At 62.1% G+C, this 17,294-nt stretch carries 19 protein-coding genes; all 19 read right to left on the minus strand.

Features of this window, described 5'->3' with window-relative positions:
* Positions 1-13: 13 nt before the first annotated feature.
* Entirely contained in the window at positions 14-1,105 is a 1,092-nt protein-coding gene (locus BMZ79_RS06720; RefSeq protein ID WP_090637814.1) for a prephenate dehydrogenase, read from the minus strand.
* A gap of 4 nt (positions 1,106-1,109) precedes the next feature.
* On the minus strand, positions 1,110-2,207 hold the full coding sequence (gene hisC / locus BMZ79_RS06725) for a histidinol-phosphate transaminase (protein ID WP_090637816.1): 1,098 nt from the start codon (positions 2,205-2,207) through the stop codon (positions 1,110-1,112).
* 250 nt (positions 2,208-2,457) lie between these two features.
* The gene (gene trpA, locus BMZ79_RS06730; protein WP_090637818.1) at positions 2,458-3,279 is read right to left on the minus strand and encodes a tryptophan synthase subunit alpha; all 822 of its coding nucleotides are present in this window, start codon (positions 3,277-3,279) and stop codon (positions 2,458-2,460) included.
* On the minus strand, positions 3,279-4,475 hold the full coding sequence (trpB, locus tag BMZ79_RS06735) for a tryptophan synthase subunit beta (protein WP_090637820.1): 1,197 nt from the start codon (positions 4,473-4,475) through the stop codon (positions 3,279-3,281). Before trpB ends, trpA begins: the two co-directional genes overlap by 1 nt.
* On the minus strand, positions 4,472-5,164 hold the full coding sequence (locus BMZ79_RS06740; protein WP_090637823.1) for a phosphoribosylanthranilate isomerase: 693 nt from the start codon (positions 5,162-5,164) through the stop codon (positions 4,472-4,474). The genes trpB and BMZ79_RS06740 overlap by 4 nt, the downstream gene beginning before the upstream one ends.
* Positions 5,161-5,958, minus strand: coding sequence for an indole-3-glycerol phosphate synthase TrpC (trpC, locus tag BMZ79_RS06745; protein ID WP_090637825.1), 798 nt, complete (start codon positions 5,956-5,958; stop codon positions 5,161-5,163). Before trpC ends, BMZ79_RS06740 begins: the two co-directional genes overlap by 4 nt.
* Positions 5,948-7,000 carry an anthranilate phosphoribosyltransferase gene (trpD, locus tag BMZ79_RS06750; RefSeq protein ID WP_090637827.1) on the minus strand — a complete coding sequence of 351 codons (1,053 nt, stop codon included), beginning with the start codon at positions 6,998-7,000 and terminating at the stop codon, positions 5,948-5,950. The genes trpC and trpD overlap by 11 nt, the downstream gene beginning before the upstream one ends.
* A 7-nt stretch (positions 7,001-7,007) precedes the next feature.
* Positions 7,008-8,558 carry an anthranilate synthase component I gene (gene trpE, locus BMZ79_RS06755; RefSeq protein ID WP_090637830.1) on the minus strand — a complete coding sequence of 517 codons (1,551 nt, stop codon included), beginning with the start codon at positions 8,556-8,558 and terminating at the stop codon, positions 7,008-7,010.
* A 296-nt stretch (positions 8,559-8,854) separates the two neighbouring features.
* The gene (gene aroH / locus BMZ79_RS06760) at positions 8,855-9,223 is read right to left on the minus strand and encodes a chorismate mutase (protein ID WP_090637832.1); all 369 of its coding nucleotides are present in this window, start codon (positions 9,221-9,223) and stop codon (positions 8,855-8,857) included.
* The gene (gene aroB / locus BMZ79_RS06765) at positions 9,220-10,332 is read right to left on the minus strand and encodes a 3-dehydroquinate synthase (protein ID WP_090637834.1); all 1,113 of its coding nucleotides are present in this window, start codon (positions 10,330-10,332) and stop codon (positions 9,220-9,222) included. The genes aroH and aroB overlap by 4 nt, the downstream gene beginning before the upstream one ends.
* Positions 10,332-11,501, minus strand: a complete 1,170-nt coding sequence (gene aroC / locus BMZ79_RS06770) for a chorismate synthase (RefSeq protein WP_090637836.1) — start codon at positions 11,499-11,501, stop codon at positions 10,332-10,334. Before aroC ends, aroB begins: the two co-directional genes overlap by 1 nt.
* A gap of 197 nt (positions 11,502-11,698) precedes the next feature.
* The gene (locus tag BMZ79_RS34180) at positions 11,699-11,866 is read right to left on the minus strand and encodes a hypothetical protein (RefSeq protein WP_177222035.1); all 168 of its coding nucleotides are present in this window, start codon (positions 11,864-11,866) and stop codon (positions 11,699-11,701) included.
* A gap of 85 nt (positions 11,867-11,951) precedes the next feature.
* On the minus strand, positions 11,952-12,734 hold the full coding sequence (locus BMZ79_RS06775; protein ID WP_090637839.1) for a CheR family methyltransferase: 783 nt from the start codon (positions 12,732-12,734) through the stop codon (positions 11,952-11,954).
* Between the two features lie 42 nt (positions 12,735-12,776).
* A complete protein-coding gene (ndk, locus tag BMZ79_RS06780) occupies positions 12,777-13,220 on the minus strand; it encodes a nucleoside-diphosphate kinase (protein ID WP_090637841.1) in 444 nt (147 codons plus the stop codon).
* Between the two features lie 22 nt (positions 13,221-13,242).
* Positions 13,243-14,217 carry a polyprenyl synthetase family protein gene (locus tag BMZ79_RS06785; RefSeq protein WP_090637843.1) on the minus strand — a complete coding sequence of 325 codons (975 nt, stop codon included), beginning with the start codon at positions 14,215-14,217 and terminating at the stop codon, positions 13,243-13,245.
* Positions 14,214-15,089, minus strand: a complete 876-nt coding sequence (locus BMZ79_RS06790) for a menaquinone biosynthetic enzyme MqnA/MqnD family protein (RefSeq protein WP_090638744.1) — start codon at positions 15,087-15,089, stop codon at positions 14,214-14,216. The genes BMZ79_RS06785 and BMZ79_RS06790 overlap by 4 nt, the downstream gene beginning before the upstream one ends.
* On the minus strand, positions 15,079-15,708 hold the full coding sequence (locus BMZ79_RS06795) for a UbiX family flavin prenyltransferase (protein ID WP_090637845.1): 630 nt from the start codon (positions 15,706-15,708) through the stop codon (positions 15,079-15,081). Before BMZ79_RS06795 ends, BMZ79_RS06790 begins: the two co-directional genes overlap by 11 nt.
* A complete protein-coding gene (locus tag BMZ79_RS06800; protein ID WP_090637848.1) occupies positions 15,702-16,577 on the minus strand; it encodes a UbiA-like polyprenyltransferase in 876 nt (291 codons plus the stop codon). The genes BMZ79_RS06795 and BMZ79_RS06800 overlap by 7 nt, the downstream gene beginning before the upstream one ends.
* Positions 16,574-17,293, minus strand: coding sequence for a demethylmenaquinone methyltransferase (locus BMZ79_RS06805; RefSeq protein ID WP_090637852.1), 720 nt, complete (start codon positions 17,291-17,293; stop codon positions 16,574-16,576). Before BMZ79_RS06805 ends, BMZ79_RS06800 begins: the two co-directional genes overlap by 4 nt.
* Position 17,294: the final 1 nt, after the last annotated feature.

A 17,294-nucleotide genomic window follows, 5' to 3' on the forward strand; every position in this document is an offset into this window, starting at 1 on the left:
TTTACGATTATTTTTAAAAATGAACGGCGTAGCCGATTTCGCCCAGACGCTCCACCGCGCGGTCCAAATCTTCCTGCTTCCGGAAGCTCAGGCGCAGTACTCCGGGCACATCCTCCCGGCTTTCGATGATTTGCACGTTGCTCAGGTTGATCGCGCTGTTGCCGAGCTCCGTTGCGACCTTCCCGATAATGCCGGGATGATCGGGCACGTCGATGTAACATTCGTAGACCGAATGGATCATGCCTTTCCGCCGTTCGGGAAGCTGGCTTCGAAAGATCCCGGCTCCCCGGAAAGCCCGCTCCACCGCTTCGCCGTTCTCGCTTTCGAGCATGCCGACGAACCGGTCCATGCCCGCCTGCCACGCTTTCAGCAGCTCCAGCAGCACGTCGCGGTTGTTCATGAGAATGTCGCGCCAGACGACGGGGTCGCTGGACGCAATGCGCGTGATGTCGCGGAATCCGCCCGCGGCCAGCTGGCCGTACAGCGGGTTGTCCGCGTTGAAGCCGCGCACGAGATTCACGAGCGCCACCGCGATGATATGCGGCAGATGGCTGATCGCGCCGACGATCTCGTCGTGCTCTTCGGGATTGACGTGTACGATGTTGGCCTTCGTGTACGCGAGGAGCTGCGTCAATTGATCGACGTACTGCCGCGGCGTCGACGGATCCGGGGTCAGCACGTAGAAGGCGTTCTCGAACAGGTAGAGCGACGCGGCTTCCACGCCCGCCCGCTCCGATCCGGCCATCGGATGCCCGCCGATGAACACCGCGTCGCCGAGACGGGCTTGTCTGGCGGCCGAAGCGACCGACGCCTTCGTGCTCCCGACGTCCGTCACGATGCAGCCCGGCTTCAACTTCATCCGGCTTAAATCCTGCACGTATTGGTCCAATGCGCCCACGGGCACGCACAGAAAAATAAAATCCGCCCCTTCTGCCGCCTCGCGAAGAGACGTCGTCGCATGATCGACGACGCCCCGCTCGAGGTATTTGGCTGCGGAAGATTCGCGCACGGAATGGCCGACGACCGTAATGCCCGGCTTGCCTTTGAAGCAGAGCGCGAGCGAGCCGCCGATCAAGCCGACGCCGAATATCGCGATTTTCGTCATGGCTTTACCCCAGCACTGCCGCTTCGGTCAGCACGGCCTCGAGCGCCGCGACGAACGCTTCGTTCTGCTCCGGGCTGCCGATCGTAATGCGGATGTAGGTCGGGTGATGCGCCCAGCGCGCGCGGGAAATCACGCCGCGGCGCAGCAGGCCGTCGAATGCTTGGGCGGAAGGCATTTTGACGTCGACCATGATGAAATTGCCGTGCGCTTCGAAGTAATGCAGACCCAGACGGTCGAATTCGCCGTACAGGTAAGCTCGGCCCGCCGCGTTGCGGTCCCGGCAGCCGCTGACGAAATCCGTGTCGGCAAGCGATGCCGCGGCCGCGGCTTGCGCCATCCGCGTCGTATTGAACGGTTCGCGCACTTGGTTGACCATGCGGATCAGATCGGCATGACCGGCGCCGTAACCGATGCGGAGCGACGCGAGGCCGTGAATTTTGGAGAACGTGCGAAGCAGAATCACGTTCTTGAATTCGCGCATCAGCGCCAAGCTGTCCGGGAACGCCTCGTCCGTCACGTACTCGATGTACGCTTCGTCCAGGGCCACGATGACGTTCGACGGCACTTGGCGGATGAACGCTTCCAGCTCGGCATGGCGAACGATCGTGCCCGTCGGGTTGTTCGGGTTGCACACCCAGACGATCTTGGTCCGTTCCGTAATCGCCGCGAGCATCGCGGTCAGATCGTGCACGCCGTCCTTCAGCGGCACTTCGACGATCGTCGCGCCTTCGATGACCGCGTTGTGGCGGTATTGCGAGAACGTCTCGTCCGCCATGACCGTCTCGTCGCCCGGCGTCAGGAACGCCCGCGCGAGCATCAGTATGACTTCGTCGGAGCCTGCGCCGAAAATGATCTGGTCGCGCTCGACGCCGAGGTAGGCGGCGACCGCGGCGGTCAGGTCCGTGCTGAAGCTGTCGGGATATATGCTGATGTGGTCAAGTTCTTTCATAATAGCGGCTTTCGCGTGCTCCGAAGAGCCGAACGGATTTTCGTTCGATGCCAGCTTAATGACTTCCTTCAAGCCCAATTCGCGTTTGACTTCTTCGATCGGTTTGCCGGGCTGGTAGACAGGCAGGCTGACGATACTTTGTTTCGGTTGCATTTCGATCACCTCGTCAATATGGTTCACTGCTCAACATTTCAACATTGTCTCATAAGTCGCCGGTATTTAAAAGAGTTTCCCGGGAATTTTCTTTCGCGCTTTTAAGCTTTTATGCACAGAAGCGTTAATTTTGCCAAAATCCGTTTTCCTCCGCGTCGCGCGTTCTCGCGCCCTCGTACGGACGAACGTCAAAAAAACCTCCGGCGGCCGCGAAGCCCCGGAGGTTGGATCACGTTCGAAAGCCGCCCGCTCAGCCTTTCAATTCGCGGACGAAATCGCGGATTTGCGCAAGGCCATCCTGCTTGGTGTCCGGCGATTTCAGCAGCGGCAGCGCCTCTTCGATCTTGCGGACGATGGCGCTTCCGACGATGACGCCGTCGGCCTGCTTGCCGAACCGCTCGACCTGTTCCCGGCTCGAGATGCCGAAGCCGACCGCGATCGGCGTGTCCGTCGCGCGGCGAACCGTCGCCAAGAACTCGTCGATGCCCTGATGGAAATCGGAGCGGACGCCCGTTACCCCAAGGGACGACACGCAGTACACGAAGCCGCGCGCTTTGGCCGAGATGCGCGTCACGCGGTCGTTCGACGTCGGCGCGACGAGCGGGATGAGATGGATGTTCGCCGCCTCGGCTCTGGCGCGCAGCTCGGCGTCTTCTTCAATGGGAAGATCGGGAATGATAAGTCCGCTGATTCCTTTGGCCGTCACGAGCTCGAAGAACCGGTCCAGTCTGTACTGCAGAACCGGATTATAGTACGAGAACAGGATGAACGGCAGCTTCACGCCCGCGTTGCGCGCGTTCTCGGCGACCTGAATGCAGTCCGCGAGCGTCACGCGCCCGCCGGCGAGCGCCCGCTCCGAAGCGCGCTGGATGACCGGCCCGTCGGCGAGCGGGTCCGAATACGGCACGCCGAGCTCGATCATGTCCGCGCCCGCCTGTTCCAGCGCGGCGATAATGTCGACCGACGTGTCCAGGTCGGGGTCGCCGATCGTCAAAAACGGAATGAGCGCGGTGCTCCCTTCCTCGCGCAGGCGGCCGAACGCCGCGTCGATTTCGTTGAGTCGGTTCGCCATTATGCCAAGCCTCCTTCCAGATAGCCCATGATGGCTTGGACGTCCTTATCGCCGCGGCCGGAGAGGTTCACGACGACGATCTGGTCCTTGCCCAGCGTCGGCGCCAGCTTCATCACCTGCGCGATCGCATGCGCGGATTCCAGCGCCGGGATGATGCCTTCCGTGCGCGACAGCAGCTGCAGCGCCTCCAGCGCTTCCGCGTCCGTGATCGGCACGTACGTCGCGCGCTCGGAGTCCTTCAAGTACGCGTGCTCCGGTCCGATGCCCGGGTAATCGAGACCCGCGGAAATCGAGTGCGCCGGCTGCACTTGGCCGTACTCGTCCTGCAGCACGTAGCTGAGGGAGCCTTGAAACACGCCGTGGCGGCCCTTCGTCATCGTCGCCGCGTGCTCCTCGGTATCAACCCCGCGACCGGCCGCTTCGACGCCGATCAGCTTCACGGAAGCGTCTCCGACGAACGGATAAAACATGCCCGCGGCGTTGCTGCCGCCGCCGACCGCGGCGACGATGTAATCCGGCAGCCGGCCCGCTTCATTCTGGATCTGCTCGCGCGTCTCGTCCCCGATGATGCGCTGGAAGTCGCGGACCATCATCGGATACGGGTGCGGCCCCGTCACGGAACCGAGGATGTAGTACGTATCGTCGACGTGGCTCACCCAGTAGCGGAGCGTCTCGTTGCACGCGTCCTTCAGCGTGCGCGTGCCGGACGTGACCGGCACGACCTCGGCGCCGAGCAGCTGCATGCGGAATACGTTCAGCTCCTGCCGCTTCGTATCCTCTTCGCCCATGAACACCTTGCACTCGAGGCCGAGCAGCGCCGCCACCGTGGCCGACGCGACGCCGTGCTGGCCCGCGCCGGTCTCGGCGATGATTTTCGTTTTCCCCATCCGCTTGGCCAGCACGCCTTGACCGATCGTATTGTTGATCTTATGCGCGCCGGTATGGTTCAAATCTTCGCGCTTCAAGTAGATTTGCGCGCCGCCGAGATGCTCGGACAGCCGCTGCGCGTGATAGAGGGACGTCGGACGCCCCGAATATTTGGTCAATAAATAACGGATCTCCGCGATGAAATCCGGATCCTTGGCGTAATGCTTATACGCCTCCTCCAGTTCGATCAGCGCGTTCATCAGCGTCTCTGGCACGTATCGGCCGCCGAATTTGCCGAAGCGTCCGTTCTCGTCCGGAACTTGCGTCATACGCCTTGCACCCTTTCCGCAAAAAGTCTGATTTTCGTCATGTCCTTCAGGCCGTCCGTCTCGACGCCGCTCGATACGTCCACGCCGCCGGGCGAATAACGCCTCACTAACTCTACCACATTATCGGGCTGAAGTCCCCCCGCGACATAGAGCGGGACGCCGTCCGCGGCCTCCTGGTAGCGGTCGATGACGGGCCACGCGAACGTCTTGCCCGTGCCGCCGCCCGCCGTGTCGATCAGGAACGCGTCCACGCTGCCGATATACGGCCGCAGCCGTCCGGGACCGTCCGAGTCCCGATCGGCGCCGTCTTCCGGCGTGACGGAAAGCACCTTCCACACCGCGACCCCGAATGCCGCCTTCGCCTCCGCGCAGAATGACGGCGACTCCTCGCCGTGCAGCTGCACGACGTCTAGCGGGGCGATCCGCAGCGTCTCGCGCAGATCGTCGAGCGTCGGATTCACGAACACGCCGACCGTCCGCGGCGCGACGCCGTCCGCGTTGCGCAGCCGCCGCACGCCGGCGATCAGTTCCGCGGCCAGCTCCGGCGCGACATGCCGACGGCTCTTCGCGAAGATGAAACCGACCTCGTCGATCGGCAGTCCGTCCATCGCCCGCACGGTCGCCTCGTCGCGCAGACCGCAAATCTTAACGCGCGTCCTGCGCGCGTTTCCTTGCTCCGGTTCCGTCATCCTACCCCCACCGGTCCCATGAGACGCTCGACCGCCGCGCCGACGTCCGCCTGGCGCATGAGCGACTCGCCGACGAGCACGCCTTTGGCGCCGCACGCTTGGACGAACGCGATATCCTCCGGCGTCCCGATGGCGCTCTCGCTGATGACGGTCACGCCGTCCGGCACGAGGCGGATCAGCCGTTCCGTCGTCCGCAGGTCCGTCTCGAACGTATGCAAGTTGCGGTTGTTGATGCCCACGAGCGTCGCCTTGCCCAAGCCGAGGACGTCCTCCAACTCCTCTTCGTCATGCACCTCGACCAGCACGTCGAGCCCGATCGAGCGCGCGATGTCGTAGAACTCCGACAACCGCGCCGGACGCAAGATCGCCGCGATGAGCAGGATCGCGTCCGCCCCGATGAGCCGCGCTTCGTAGATTTGCCGGTAGTCGACCGTGAAGTCCTTCCGCAGCAGCGGAACGCCGACGGCGCCGGACACCGCGGTCAAGTATTCGTTGCGGCCTTGGAAATAATCCGCGTCCGTCAGCACCGAGAGGCAGTCCGCTCCCGCTTGCGCGTACGTCTTCGCCAATTCGACGGGCTCGAAATCCGCCCGGATCAGCCCTTTGGACGGCGACGCCTTCTTCACTTCGGCGATCAAGCCGACCGGCCGGTTCGTCCTGCCGGCCAGCGCGCGCTCGAAGCCGCGGGTTGCCGGAAGCGCGGCGATCCGGCGCTCGGCGTCGGCCAGCGAGAACGTTTCCGCCAGACGCTCCGCTTCGTTGTTCTTGGTGGCCACGATTTTATCAAGAAACATAGCTCATCGCTCCTGTCGTTTCAATTAATTGGCGCAGCTTCGCCGCCGCGCCGCCGGAATCGATCACCGTCTTCGCCGCCTCGACGCCTTCGCGGAGCGATTCCGCCCCGCCGCCGACGAAGATGCAGGCGCCGGCGTTCGCGAGCACGATGTCGCGGTAAGCGCCGTATTCTTCGCGATCGAAGATCGAACGGATGATCCGCGCGTTCTCGATCGCGTCCCCGCCGATGATGTCGGACAGCGCGTGCGTGCGCAGCCCGAGCTCCTCCGGCGTCAGCGTGTAGGTCCGCACGGAACCGCCTTGCAGCTCCGATACTTGCGTCGCCGACGAAATGCTGATTTCGTCGAGGCCGTCATGGCTGCTGACGACCATCGCGCGCTTCAGGCCGAGATCGCCGAGCACCGCCGCGATCGTTTCCGTCTTGGACCGGTCGTAGATGCCGAGCAGCTGCCGGTCCGCGCCCGCCGGATTCGTCAGCGGGCCCAGCATGTTGAAGATCGTCCGGAAGCCGAGCTCCCGGCGCGGCGCCGCCGCATGCTTGAGGGACGGATGATACAGCTGCGCGAACATGAAGCAGATGCCGATCGCGTCGAGGCAGCGGGCGGCCTGCTCCCCGGTCAGCGCGATGTTGACGCCGAGCGCCTCGAGCGTGTCCGCGCTGCCGGATTTGCCGGACATGGCCCGATTGCCGTGCTTTGCGACGCGCACGCCGGCCGCGGCCGCGATGATCGCCGATGCCGTGGAAATATTGAATTTATGAATGCCGCTGCCCCCCGTTCCGCACGTGTCGAGCAAGCCGTTCCGTTCGGTCGCCACATGGCGGGAATGGGCGCGCATCGCTTCCGCGAAGCCGGTAATTTCGTCGCGCGTCTCGCCTTTGAAGCGAAGCGCCGTCGCGACGGCGCCGATTTGCGCGCCGGTCGCCTCGCCGCTCATGATCAGGTCCATTACGCCGCGCGCCTCTTCGCGGGACAGGTCGGCGCCGCCGATCAGCTGGTTCAACGCGCGCTGCATCGTCATGATTTCGTTCGTCACCGTCATCGTCCGCTCATCCTTTCGCGTTCGCGTAATAGTCCATGTTGATCATGCTCGCCTGGCGTCCGGGCTGCGGGAAAGCCGCTTCCGCCACGCGGACGGCTTTCAGCAGCGCCATCGCTTTGTTCATCGTTTCCGTGTATTCGTTTTCCGGGACGGAATCCCAAACGATCCCCGCGCCGGACTGCACGTACGCCTTGCCGTTCTTGAAAATCATCGTGCGGATCGTGATGCACGTGTTCAGGTTGCCGCCGAAGCCGAGGTAACCGATCGCGCCAGCGTAGGCGCCGCGCGCTTCGTTCTCGAGCTCGGCGATGATTTCCATCGCCCGCAGCTTCGGCGCGCCCGATACGGTACCCGCCGGCAGGCACGAGACGAACGCGTCGAAGAAGTCGCGGTCCTCTCTTAATTTGCCTGATACGTTGGAAACGATATGCATGACGTGCGAATACCGCTCGATTTCCATGTAAGCGTCGCAGCGGACGGAGCCGAATTCGGAGACGCGGCCGATATCGTTACGGCCGAGATCGACGAGCATGAGGTGCTCCGCGCGCTCCTTCTCGTCGGCGAGCAGCTCCTTCTCCAGCGCCAAGTCCTGCTCCGGCGTCTTCCCGCGCGGCCGCGTGCCGGCGATGGGCCGCGTCTCGACGCGTTCGCCGTCGACCTTCACGAGCGCTTCCGGGGACGTGCCGACGATGACTTCGTCGTCCATCTTCAGGTAATACATGTACGGGGACGGGTTCATCGTGCGCAGCACGCGGTAGACGTGAAGCGGATCGACGTCCGTTTCGATGCTGAAGCGCTGCGACAGCACCACCTGGAAGATGTCGCCGGCGCGGATGTATTCCTTCGACTTCTCGACGTTCGCCAGGAATTGCTCCTTCGTCAGGTTGGACGAAATCTCGCCGAGCTCCGGCTCGGCGGGAATCGCGCCGCCCGCCATCAGCGTCGTCGGAGTCGGCTGCTGCAGCCGCTCGATCGCCGCCTCGATCCGTCCGACCGTTTCCGTATAGCGGGCTTCGATGACGGCATCCGTCGCGCCCTCCGGAATGTGCACGTTGCCGATCACCTGCACTTGCTGCTTGAAGTGGTCGAATACGATGACTTGGTCGCAGAACATGAATTGCAAGTCGTTCATCTGCAAATCGTCGATCCGGTGGGCCGGCAGCTTCTCGTAATATTGCAGCAGGTCGTAGCCGAAAAAACCGATCGCGCCGCCCGTGAACGGCGGCAGGTCCGCGACGGCCGGACTGCGGTACGCGCGCAAATGCGCCTTCAGCAGCTCGATCGGCTTCTCGCGAAGCAGCGTCGTTTCCCCGTTCCGTTCGATGACCATCTCGCCGTTCTTCCCGCGGATGAACATGAACGGATTCGTGCCGATGAACGAGTAACGGGCCCACTTGACGCCGCCCTCTACGCTTTCCAGCAGAAACGCGCGGTTCTCGCGGTAGAAATGCTGAAAGATCCGAATCGGCGTCTCCGTGTCCGCCATTACATGCCGCACGATCGGAATGAGGTTGTACGTCCCGGCCTGCCGGATGACGTTTTGCAGCTCGTGGTTCATGTCCCGTCTCCCCTTTTCTCTCCGAAAAATAAAAAACTCCTGCTTTCGCAGGAGTTCGCGTGTGTTGGAAGATGGTAAAATGAGAGTGAACGAAATAGGGAAAATAAGCGCAGGCTTAATAAATCGCCCCTGCACGCTATCTTCAAAACACTCGCTCAACTAAACTCCGCTCATCTCGGCTCTACTCATCTCAACTCACTGTACTGCTGCTCGGCTCTACTGGGTACTTCACTAATCTGCTATTAACTATACAATAGCGTTCTTGCTGCCGTCAATCCCGAAAATCCCGCCGCTGTTTAGGCTTTGGCCAAATCCGGACGAAGCGCCTTCGCGCCGCCCAAGTACACGTGCTCGACCTGCTCCTGGGTCAACTCCGTGTTGACGAGCACCATCAGACGGATGCATTTCTCCAAGCTTCCTTGCACCGGCACTTCCAACGCGCACATCAGCGGCACGAGGTCCCAGCCGTCCATCGCGCGGATGGCCCGGGCCGGGAACGTCGCGTCCAAGTCGCCGGTCACCGTGACGAACACGCTGGCGATTTCGGCCGGCTCGATGCGGTTGGCGCTCACGATGCCGTTCAATAACTCCGCCGTTGCCTCAAGGATCGGCTGTTCTTCGTTGACGTCCACCGTAATGGCGCCGCGTATTCCTCTAACGCTCATGCCTCGACGGCCTCCTGTTTCAGCTCTTCCACGATCTCGCGAATGAGGGCGGTCGATACCGATTTATTGATTTCCACCTTGCCGACGGCGACGGGCACGATGAACGTGATCGCGCCTTCTTGAAATTTCTTGTCGTGCATCATCGCGCTCATGATCGCGTCCGTGTCCAGGTGCGCCGGCAGCCGGACGGGCAGTCCGACGCGCGCGAGCACGTGCTTCGTCACGCGGTAGACGTCCTCCGGCGCGCCGAGCCGGACCGCCAGACGGGCCGCCCCCACCATGCCGATGGCGATCGCTTCGCCGTGCAGCAGCTCGCCGTAGCCGGCCACCGCCTCGAGCGCATGGCCGATCGTATGGCCGAGGTTGAGAATGGCGCGCAGGTCGTTCTCCCGCTCGTCCTTCGACACGACCGCCGCCTTCACGCTGCAGCCCTTGTAGAGCGCGTATCCGAGCGCCTCCGGATCCAGCGCCAGCAGCTTCTCCGCGTTGGCGTCGCACCACGCGACGAACTCGGCGTCCCAGATCAAGCCGTGCTTCACGACTTCGGACAGGCCGGCCTTCACTTCGCGCTCCGGCAGCGTCTGCAGCGTATCCAGATCGTAGAGCACCAGTTCCGGCTGGTGGAACGCGCCGATGATGTTCTTCGCTAACGGATGATTGACGGCGACCTTGCCGCCGACGCTGCTGTCATGCGCCAGGATCGTCGTCGGAATTTGAACGAACTTGATTCCGCGCATATACGACGCGGCCACGAAGCCTGCCAAGTCGCCGACCACGCCTCCGCCGAGCGCGACGACCGCGGACTTGCGGTCGAGCCCGCGCTCCAGCGCCGCGCCGACGAGCTCCTCCAGGCGGCTGAGCGACTTCGACGCTTCGCCGGAAGGAATGACCGCGGAAGCGACCGTGAATCCGCTCTCGCGCAGCACGGCTTCCAAGCGGCTCAAATGCCGTTGCGCGACGCGGGTATCCGTCACGATCAGCAGCGGCGATTTTTTGCTGATGCCGTGCTCGGCGAGCCGCACGCCCGCTTCGTCCAACAGTCCTTCGCCGATGTAGATCGGATAGGACCGTTCGCCGAGGTCGACGGTCAACTTGCGCGCGCCGCCCATTAGTAACTCCTCACTTGCGCAAGGTAATTGTCGTAATTCGCGCGGATTTCTTCCATGGAGTCCCCGCCGAATTTCTCCAGGAACGCCTTCGCCACTTCCCACGCCACGACGTGCTCCATGACGACGCTCGCCGCGGGCACCGCGCAGCTGTCGGAACGTTCGACCTGCGCCGTGAACGGCTCCTTCGTGTCGATGTCCACGCTTTGCAGCGGCTTGTACAGCGTCGGAATCGGCTTCATCACGCCGCGCACGACGATCTGCTCGCCGTTCGTCATGCCGCCCTCGAAGCCGCCGAGCCGGTTCGTCCGGCGATGGTAGCCGCGCTCCTCGTCGTACAGAATCTCGTCGTGCACCTGCGAGCCGGGGATCGTGCCCGCCTCGAAGCCGATGCCGATCTCGCAGCCCTTGAACGCGTTGATCGACACGACGGCTTGCGCGATGCGGCCGTCCAGCTTGCGGTCGTACTGCACGTGGCTGCCGAGCCCGATCGGCACGCCTTCCACGATGCATTCCACGATCCCGCCGATGGAATCGCCCTCCGCTTTGATTTGGTCGATATACGCGGTCATCTTCGCTTCCGTTTCCTTATCGACGACGCGGACCGGCGATTCCTCCGTCAGCCGGATCAGCGCGTCCAGCGGGAGATCGTTCGCCGGGGCTTCGATTTCCCCGATGCGGATGACTTGGCCGCCGACCTTGATGCCGAACGCCGCCAGGAACTGCCGGGCGACCGCGCCGACGGCGACGCGCGCCGCCGTTTCGCGCGCGCTGGACCGCTCCAGCACGTTGCGCAGATCGGTCAAATTGTATTTCAAACCGCCGTTCAGATCGGCATGGCCCGGACGCGGCCGGTGCACGCGGCGCTTCTCCTCGTCGCTGCCCTCGATCGGTGCGATGTTCATGACGCTCGTCCAATGCTTCCAGTCGTTGTTCTCGACGACCAGCGCGATCGGCGCCCCCGTCGTGCGGCCGTGGCGCACGCCGCCGACGATGTTGGCCGCGTCCTTCTCGATCTGCATCCGGCGTCCCCGGCCGTGGCCCTTCTGTCTGCGCTGCAGCTGAAAATTCAGTTCTTCGAAGTCCAGCTGCAGGTTGCTCGGCATCCCCTCGATAATGGCCGTCAGCTGCGGGCCGTGCGTTTCTCCTGCCGTCAAATAGCGTAAACTCAACGTAAAGCTCCTCTCTCATCCCGAACGCCGCGAAGCCCGATCTCGGAACTACATGGTCTCCCTCGAATATCTTTGCTCATTATAGTATAGCGTCCGCGGTTTGACAAGAAATCGCAACGGGCGCCAAAAGGCCGCCGAAACAACAAAAAACCGCCCGAAACGCCTCTTGGGAAGGCGTTCGGACGGCCGGTGCCGGCTTATCCGTTGGCGGATTGTTTGCCTCGCAAAGCTTGCGGATCCGCGGACAATTCGGGGTCGTTCATGAGCCCCTTCATTTGCCCCGTGTCGATGCCAAGGATTTGGGCGCATTCCTGGACGGTGATAAACCCGCGCTTGTACGCCAAAATCACTTTGCGTTTGTCCATGCTGCACCTCCTATGCGAATGGATTGCGTTACGCATAGTATTGGTGAAGCTGGAAATTCCTATACCCGCCCGGAAGACTCGCGCCTTACGCCCGCCGACGGTAAAAGAACGTTTCCGCCGATTCGAGCTCGTACTGCCCCGGCGAGAAAATCTGCTCCGTGCTCCCGACGAAGAGCAGCCCGCCGGGCTTGAGCGCCCGCGAGAATTTCTGGTACAGCCCGTGCTTGGCTTCCTCGGTAAAGTAGATCATGACGTTGCGGCAAACGATGATGTCGAAGCCGCCGTCGAACGGATCGTTCAGCAGGTTTTGCCGCTTGAACGCGACGATCGCCTTCAGCTTGTCCGCGACCGCGACTTCCCCCCGGCCGTGCGGCACGAAATAATCGGACCGATACGCAGGCGGCACGTCACGGACGGACCGTTCCGGATAGACGCCTTGTACCGCCTTCTGCAGGACGACGCCGTCCAAATCCGTGGCGAGTATGGAGACCCGGTCCTGCGCGCCGAGCGCGTGCACGATCATCGACAGCGTATACGGCTCCTCCCCGGTCGAGCAGGCGGCGCTCCAGATCTTCACCCGCCCGCCCCGCTTCAACAACTCCGGAAGAAACTTCCGCTCCATCGCCTCCCAGCGGCCGGGATTGCGCCAAAATTCGGACACGTTGATCGTCATCCGGTCCAGAAATTCGTCCATCAGCTTTCCGTCCCGTTCCAGCTCGCGGTAATAGGTTTCGAACGTCTCGAAACCGTATTTCTGCCGAAGCGTCGTCAGCCGGCGCTTCATCTGCGCTTCCTTGTAGAGCGACAGGTCGATGGCCGTCTTTCCCTTAATGCGTTCGATAAAGAGCGAAAAGTCCTTGTCTTCCAAGGTATGATCCCCCGCGAATGCAGAAAAATCGGGCAGGAAGGATTACACCCATTGCCCGATCGTCTGCGTATAATCGAGCAGCTCGTTCGGCTCGAAAAAGATGCCGATCTCCCGCTCGGCGCTTTCCGGCGAATCCGAGCCGTGAATGAGATTGAAGTTCGTGTGCACCGCGTAATCGGACCGGATCGTGCCGGGAGCCGCTTCCAGGGCGTTCGTCTTGCCGATCATGGCGCGCGTAAGGCCGATGACGTTGTCCCCCTGCCAGACCATCGCGAAAACGGGGCTCGACGTCACGAACTCGACGAGCGGCGGATAGAAGGGCTTCCCGATGTGCTCGGCATAGTGGCGTTCGGCGATTTCCGGCGTGATGCGCATGAATTTGGCGGCAACCAGCTTAAGTCCCTTGCGTTCGAAGCGCGATACGATTTCGCCGATCAAGCCGCGCTGCACGCCGTCCGGCTTGACCATCAGAAATGTTCTTTCCACTCGAGTTCCCTCCCAGGCGCGTTCAGTAGTTTCGTTTTCCCACGAAATGCGCGATATCGGTCAAATTCTTCTTCGCCGGAATGTTCGGCAGCCCGGCGAGCGCTTCGATCGCCTTGGCGATGTACCGCGTCGCCAACTTGTCGGCGATCGCGATGCCGGCGCTCTTCCGTATAATGTTCAACGCGCGCTTCGTTTCCCCTGCTCCGTTCGAGGACTGAATGTTGTCGATCTCCGCTTGGAGCTCCTCGGCGTTCGCCGATTCCCGCAGCGCGAGCAGCACGGGCAGCGTGATATTGCCCTGCCGGATGTCCGAGCCCGGCGGCTTGCCGATCTGCTTCTCGGTGCCGAGCAGGTCGAGCAGATCGTCGCGGATTTGGAACGCCATGCCGACGTTGTAGCCGAACCGGTACAGGGCGTTCGCGGTCTTGCGGTCCGCGCCGGAAGCGATTGCGCCGAGCTGGCAGCTGATCGCGAGCAGGATCGCCGTCTTGCGTCGGATGCGGAGCAGGTAATTCCGGACCGACTGCTTCGTGTTGAAGAAGTCGCGGATCTGCTCCATTTCCCCGATGCACATCTGCACCATGGCGCCGGACAAGATTTGGTGGATCTGCGGGTTTTCCAGCTCCGTCACGATGGCGAGGGCCTTGCCGTATATGTAATCCCCGGTATACATCGCGATCCGGTTATCCCATTTGGACTTGACCGTCAGCTGGCCACGCCGGGTTTCGGCGTTGTCGATGACGTCGTCGTGCACGAGCGACGCCATGTGGATCAGTTCGAGCGGCACCGCGACCCGCTCCAGCACGCTCAGCTCGTACGTGCCGAACTTGCCGGACAGCAGGACGAACACGGGGCGGATGCGCTTCCCGCCCGCTTTAAGCAAATGCGTGGAGGTATCGGTCAGCAGCGCGTGGTCCGACGTGACGCTGCGCGCCAGCTGGCCTTCGATCGCGTCCAGGTCGCCTTTCATCTTGGCGTAAATGTCCAGTAGTTTCATTCGTTCTTCACCTTAAGAGCCGCGTGGTCCTCGAAAAAACGCATCCGTACTTCGTGCGGCAGCAATCCCAGCTGGTGCGCGTAATCGAAGTACAGCGACAGGCCCGCCTGCTCGTCCGATCCGAAATTGTAGTGTAACTCGCGAAAATAGCGGTCCCAATAAGAAGGCTCTCCGCCCAGCTGCGCGCACGCCTTGTCCACCAGCGGCTTCAGGTCGCGCAGGCTCCGCTCCTTGCTCGCGGTCAGGGCGCGAAGCACGTCCGTCACCGCTTCGGGATCGCGTTCGGCGACCTCTTTGCGGACCGCGACCAGCGCGAAGGTCATCCCGTAGCCGGTCCAGCTGTTCCAGAGCGCCCCGAGATCGATGACGGCGAGCCCTCTGTCCTTCCTTTTGTTGGCCCAGGAAGCGTGGATCGCCGTATCGCCGATCAACAGCGCGGCGTCCGCTTCGGCCAGCATGTCGTCGAGGGAAGGCTCCATCGTCACGTAGGACGGTTCTGCGCGGTAATACAGCTTCATCAAAATTTTAAGCAAATTGACCGAAGTGGCGGAGGTCGCCGTCATGGCGATCCGGCCCGTCAGCACGTCCTCGAGCGGTTTCTTCAAAAAGAGCAGGATGGAATTGACGCGGCCTTTCGCGCTGACGGACAGGTCCGGCAGCAGCAGGTACCGGTCCGCATGCTCCGCGTAGGCGAAGGAGGACATCGACGTTATGTCGATCTCGCCCTGCTTCAAGGCGCGATTGAGCGCGGCCGGCACCCGCTTTTCGATGCGAAACCGCTCCGTCGGCAGCCGTTCTTCCGCGTAATGGAAGATGGGCCATACGTTCGCGTAGTCGATGCGGCCGACCGTAAGCGGGCGGCTAGTCTCCATGCCGATCATCTCCCCATCTTCTGTACAGCTCGTGCTCCAGCGGAATTTGATCCAGCACTTTCCCGACCATGAAGTTGACCATCTCGTCCATGCTCTGCGGACCGTAATAAAACGCCGGCATCGCCGGAATGATTTTGGCGCCGAGCTTGGCCAGCGTCAGCATGTTCTCCAGATGAATGGCGTGCAGCGGCGTCTCCCGCGGGACGATCAGCAGCTTGCGGCTTTCCTTCAGCATAACATCCGCGGCGCGCGTCATCAAATCGTCGGAGATGCCGTGCGCGATCGACGCCAGCGTCCCCATCGAGCAGGGCACGATGATCATGCCTTCCACGCGGAACGAGCCGCTCGCGATGGAGGCGCCGATGTCGGCGTTCGGATGCAGCGTCAGCGCGCGCGATTCCGCCGCTTCGGGGAAATGCGCCGCCAGCGCGGCTTGGCGCTTCGTCGTATCCCAGCCTTGTTCTTCCTTCAGCACCCGCCAGCCCGCTTCCGTCACGACGAGATGCACGTCGACGCCGCAATCGAGAAGGCTTCGGATCAGCCGGATGCCGTAGACGGAGCCGCTCGCGCCCGTTATGCCGACGACCCAACGCTTGCGGGCCTTTGTTTCGGTTACCATGGATGCAGCACCACCAAATCCAGCAGCGTGAACGCGAACATCGTAATGCTGAGCCAGCCGTTCATCGTGAAGAATGCCGTTTGCACCCGACTGATGTCGTGAGGCTTCACGAGCACATGTTCATACCAGAGGAAGCCGACCGATGCGATCGCGCCGATCAAATAAATCCAGCTTAAGTCCGTCAACCAATATAACGAAATGAATCCGGCCGCGGTCAATAAATGAAAGCCGCGGGCAATTTGCAAGCCGCCGGCCAGCCCGAAGCGGGCCGGAATGGAATAGACGCCTTCGCGGCGATCGAATTCGAAGTCTTGGCATGCGTAAATGATATCGAAGCCGGCGAGCCAGCAGACGACCGAGCCGTAGAGCACCCAGACCGCCGGATCGAACGCGCCGGTAACGGCGATCCACCCGCCGAGCGGCGCGAGGCCGATCGTGATGCCGAGCACCACGTGGCAGAGCCAGGTGAACCGTTTCGTGTACGAGTAGAGGACGAGGAACAATACCGCGATGGGCATGAGCTTCACGCACAGCCAATTGAGCTGCGAAGCCGCGATGAACAGTACGACAAAGGACACCGCGTTGAACACGACGACCTCGCCGGCTTTCAGCAGCCCGGCCGGAATCGCCCGTTTCGCGGTGCGCGGGTTCTTGGCGTCCATCACGCGGTCGACGACCCGGTTAAGGCCCATCGCCGCGCTGCGGGCACCGACCATGGCGAGCAGAATCCAGAAGATCTCCGCCCAGCTCGGCAGCCGGTGCTCCATCATCACCGCGCCGATAAGCGCGCCCATGAATGCGAACGGCAGCGCGAACACCGTATGTTCGACTTTGATCATTTCCAATATGATGCGAGTTTTGCGTATCATCCCTTGTCCGTTCCCTTCGTCCCCGTGTGTAATGCCGCGATGCCTCCCGTCAGCGGATAAGCATGCACGTTTCGGAGACCGATGTCACGGAATTTATCCGCCAGCTGGTTGGAATCCGGGAACGCCTTAAGCGATTCCGGAAGCCATTTGTACTGTTCGTACCGTTTGGCGAACAGCTTGCCGAGCGCCGGCAAAATACGTTCGAAATAAAAATAATAGACCGATTTGAAAGGCTGCCAAACGGGCTTGGACAATTCCAGGCACACGACTTGGCCGCCGGGCTTGACGACGCGTTTCATTTCGCGCAGCACCTGCTCCAGGTCCGGCACGTTCCGAAGGCCGAAGCCGATCGTCGCGAAGTCGAACCGGTTGTCTTCGAACGGAAGCGACATCGCGTTGCCCTGATGCAGGGAAATTTGCCGGTCGAGCCCTTCCTTGCGAACCTTCTGGGCGCCGACGTCAAGCATGTTTTGGCTGAAATCGAGACCGACGATCGCGCCGCTCCCGCTGGCGCGGGCGAGCGCGATCGTCCAGTCGCACGTGCCGCAGCACAGATCGATCGCGGTCTGGCCCGGCTGCACGTTCATCTTGCGCATCGTGAAGGCGCGCCATGCCTTGTGCCTGCGAAAGCTGAGCAGGTCGTTCATCAGGTCGTACTTCGGCGCGATGCTTTCGAACACGTCGTGCACGTGTTGTTCTTTCGATTTGGATTGCACA

This window comes from Paenibacillus sp. UNC496MF, assembly GCF_900113915.1.
GTDB lineage: Bacteria > Bacillota > Bacilli > Paenibacillales > Paenibacillaceae > Paenibacillus_Z > Paenibacillus_Z artemisiicola.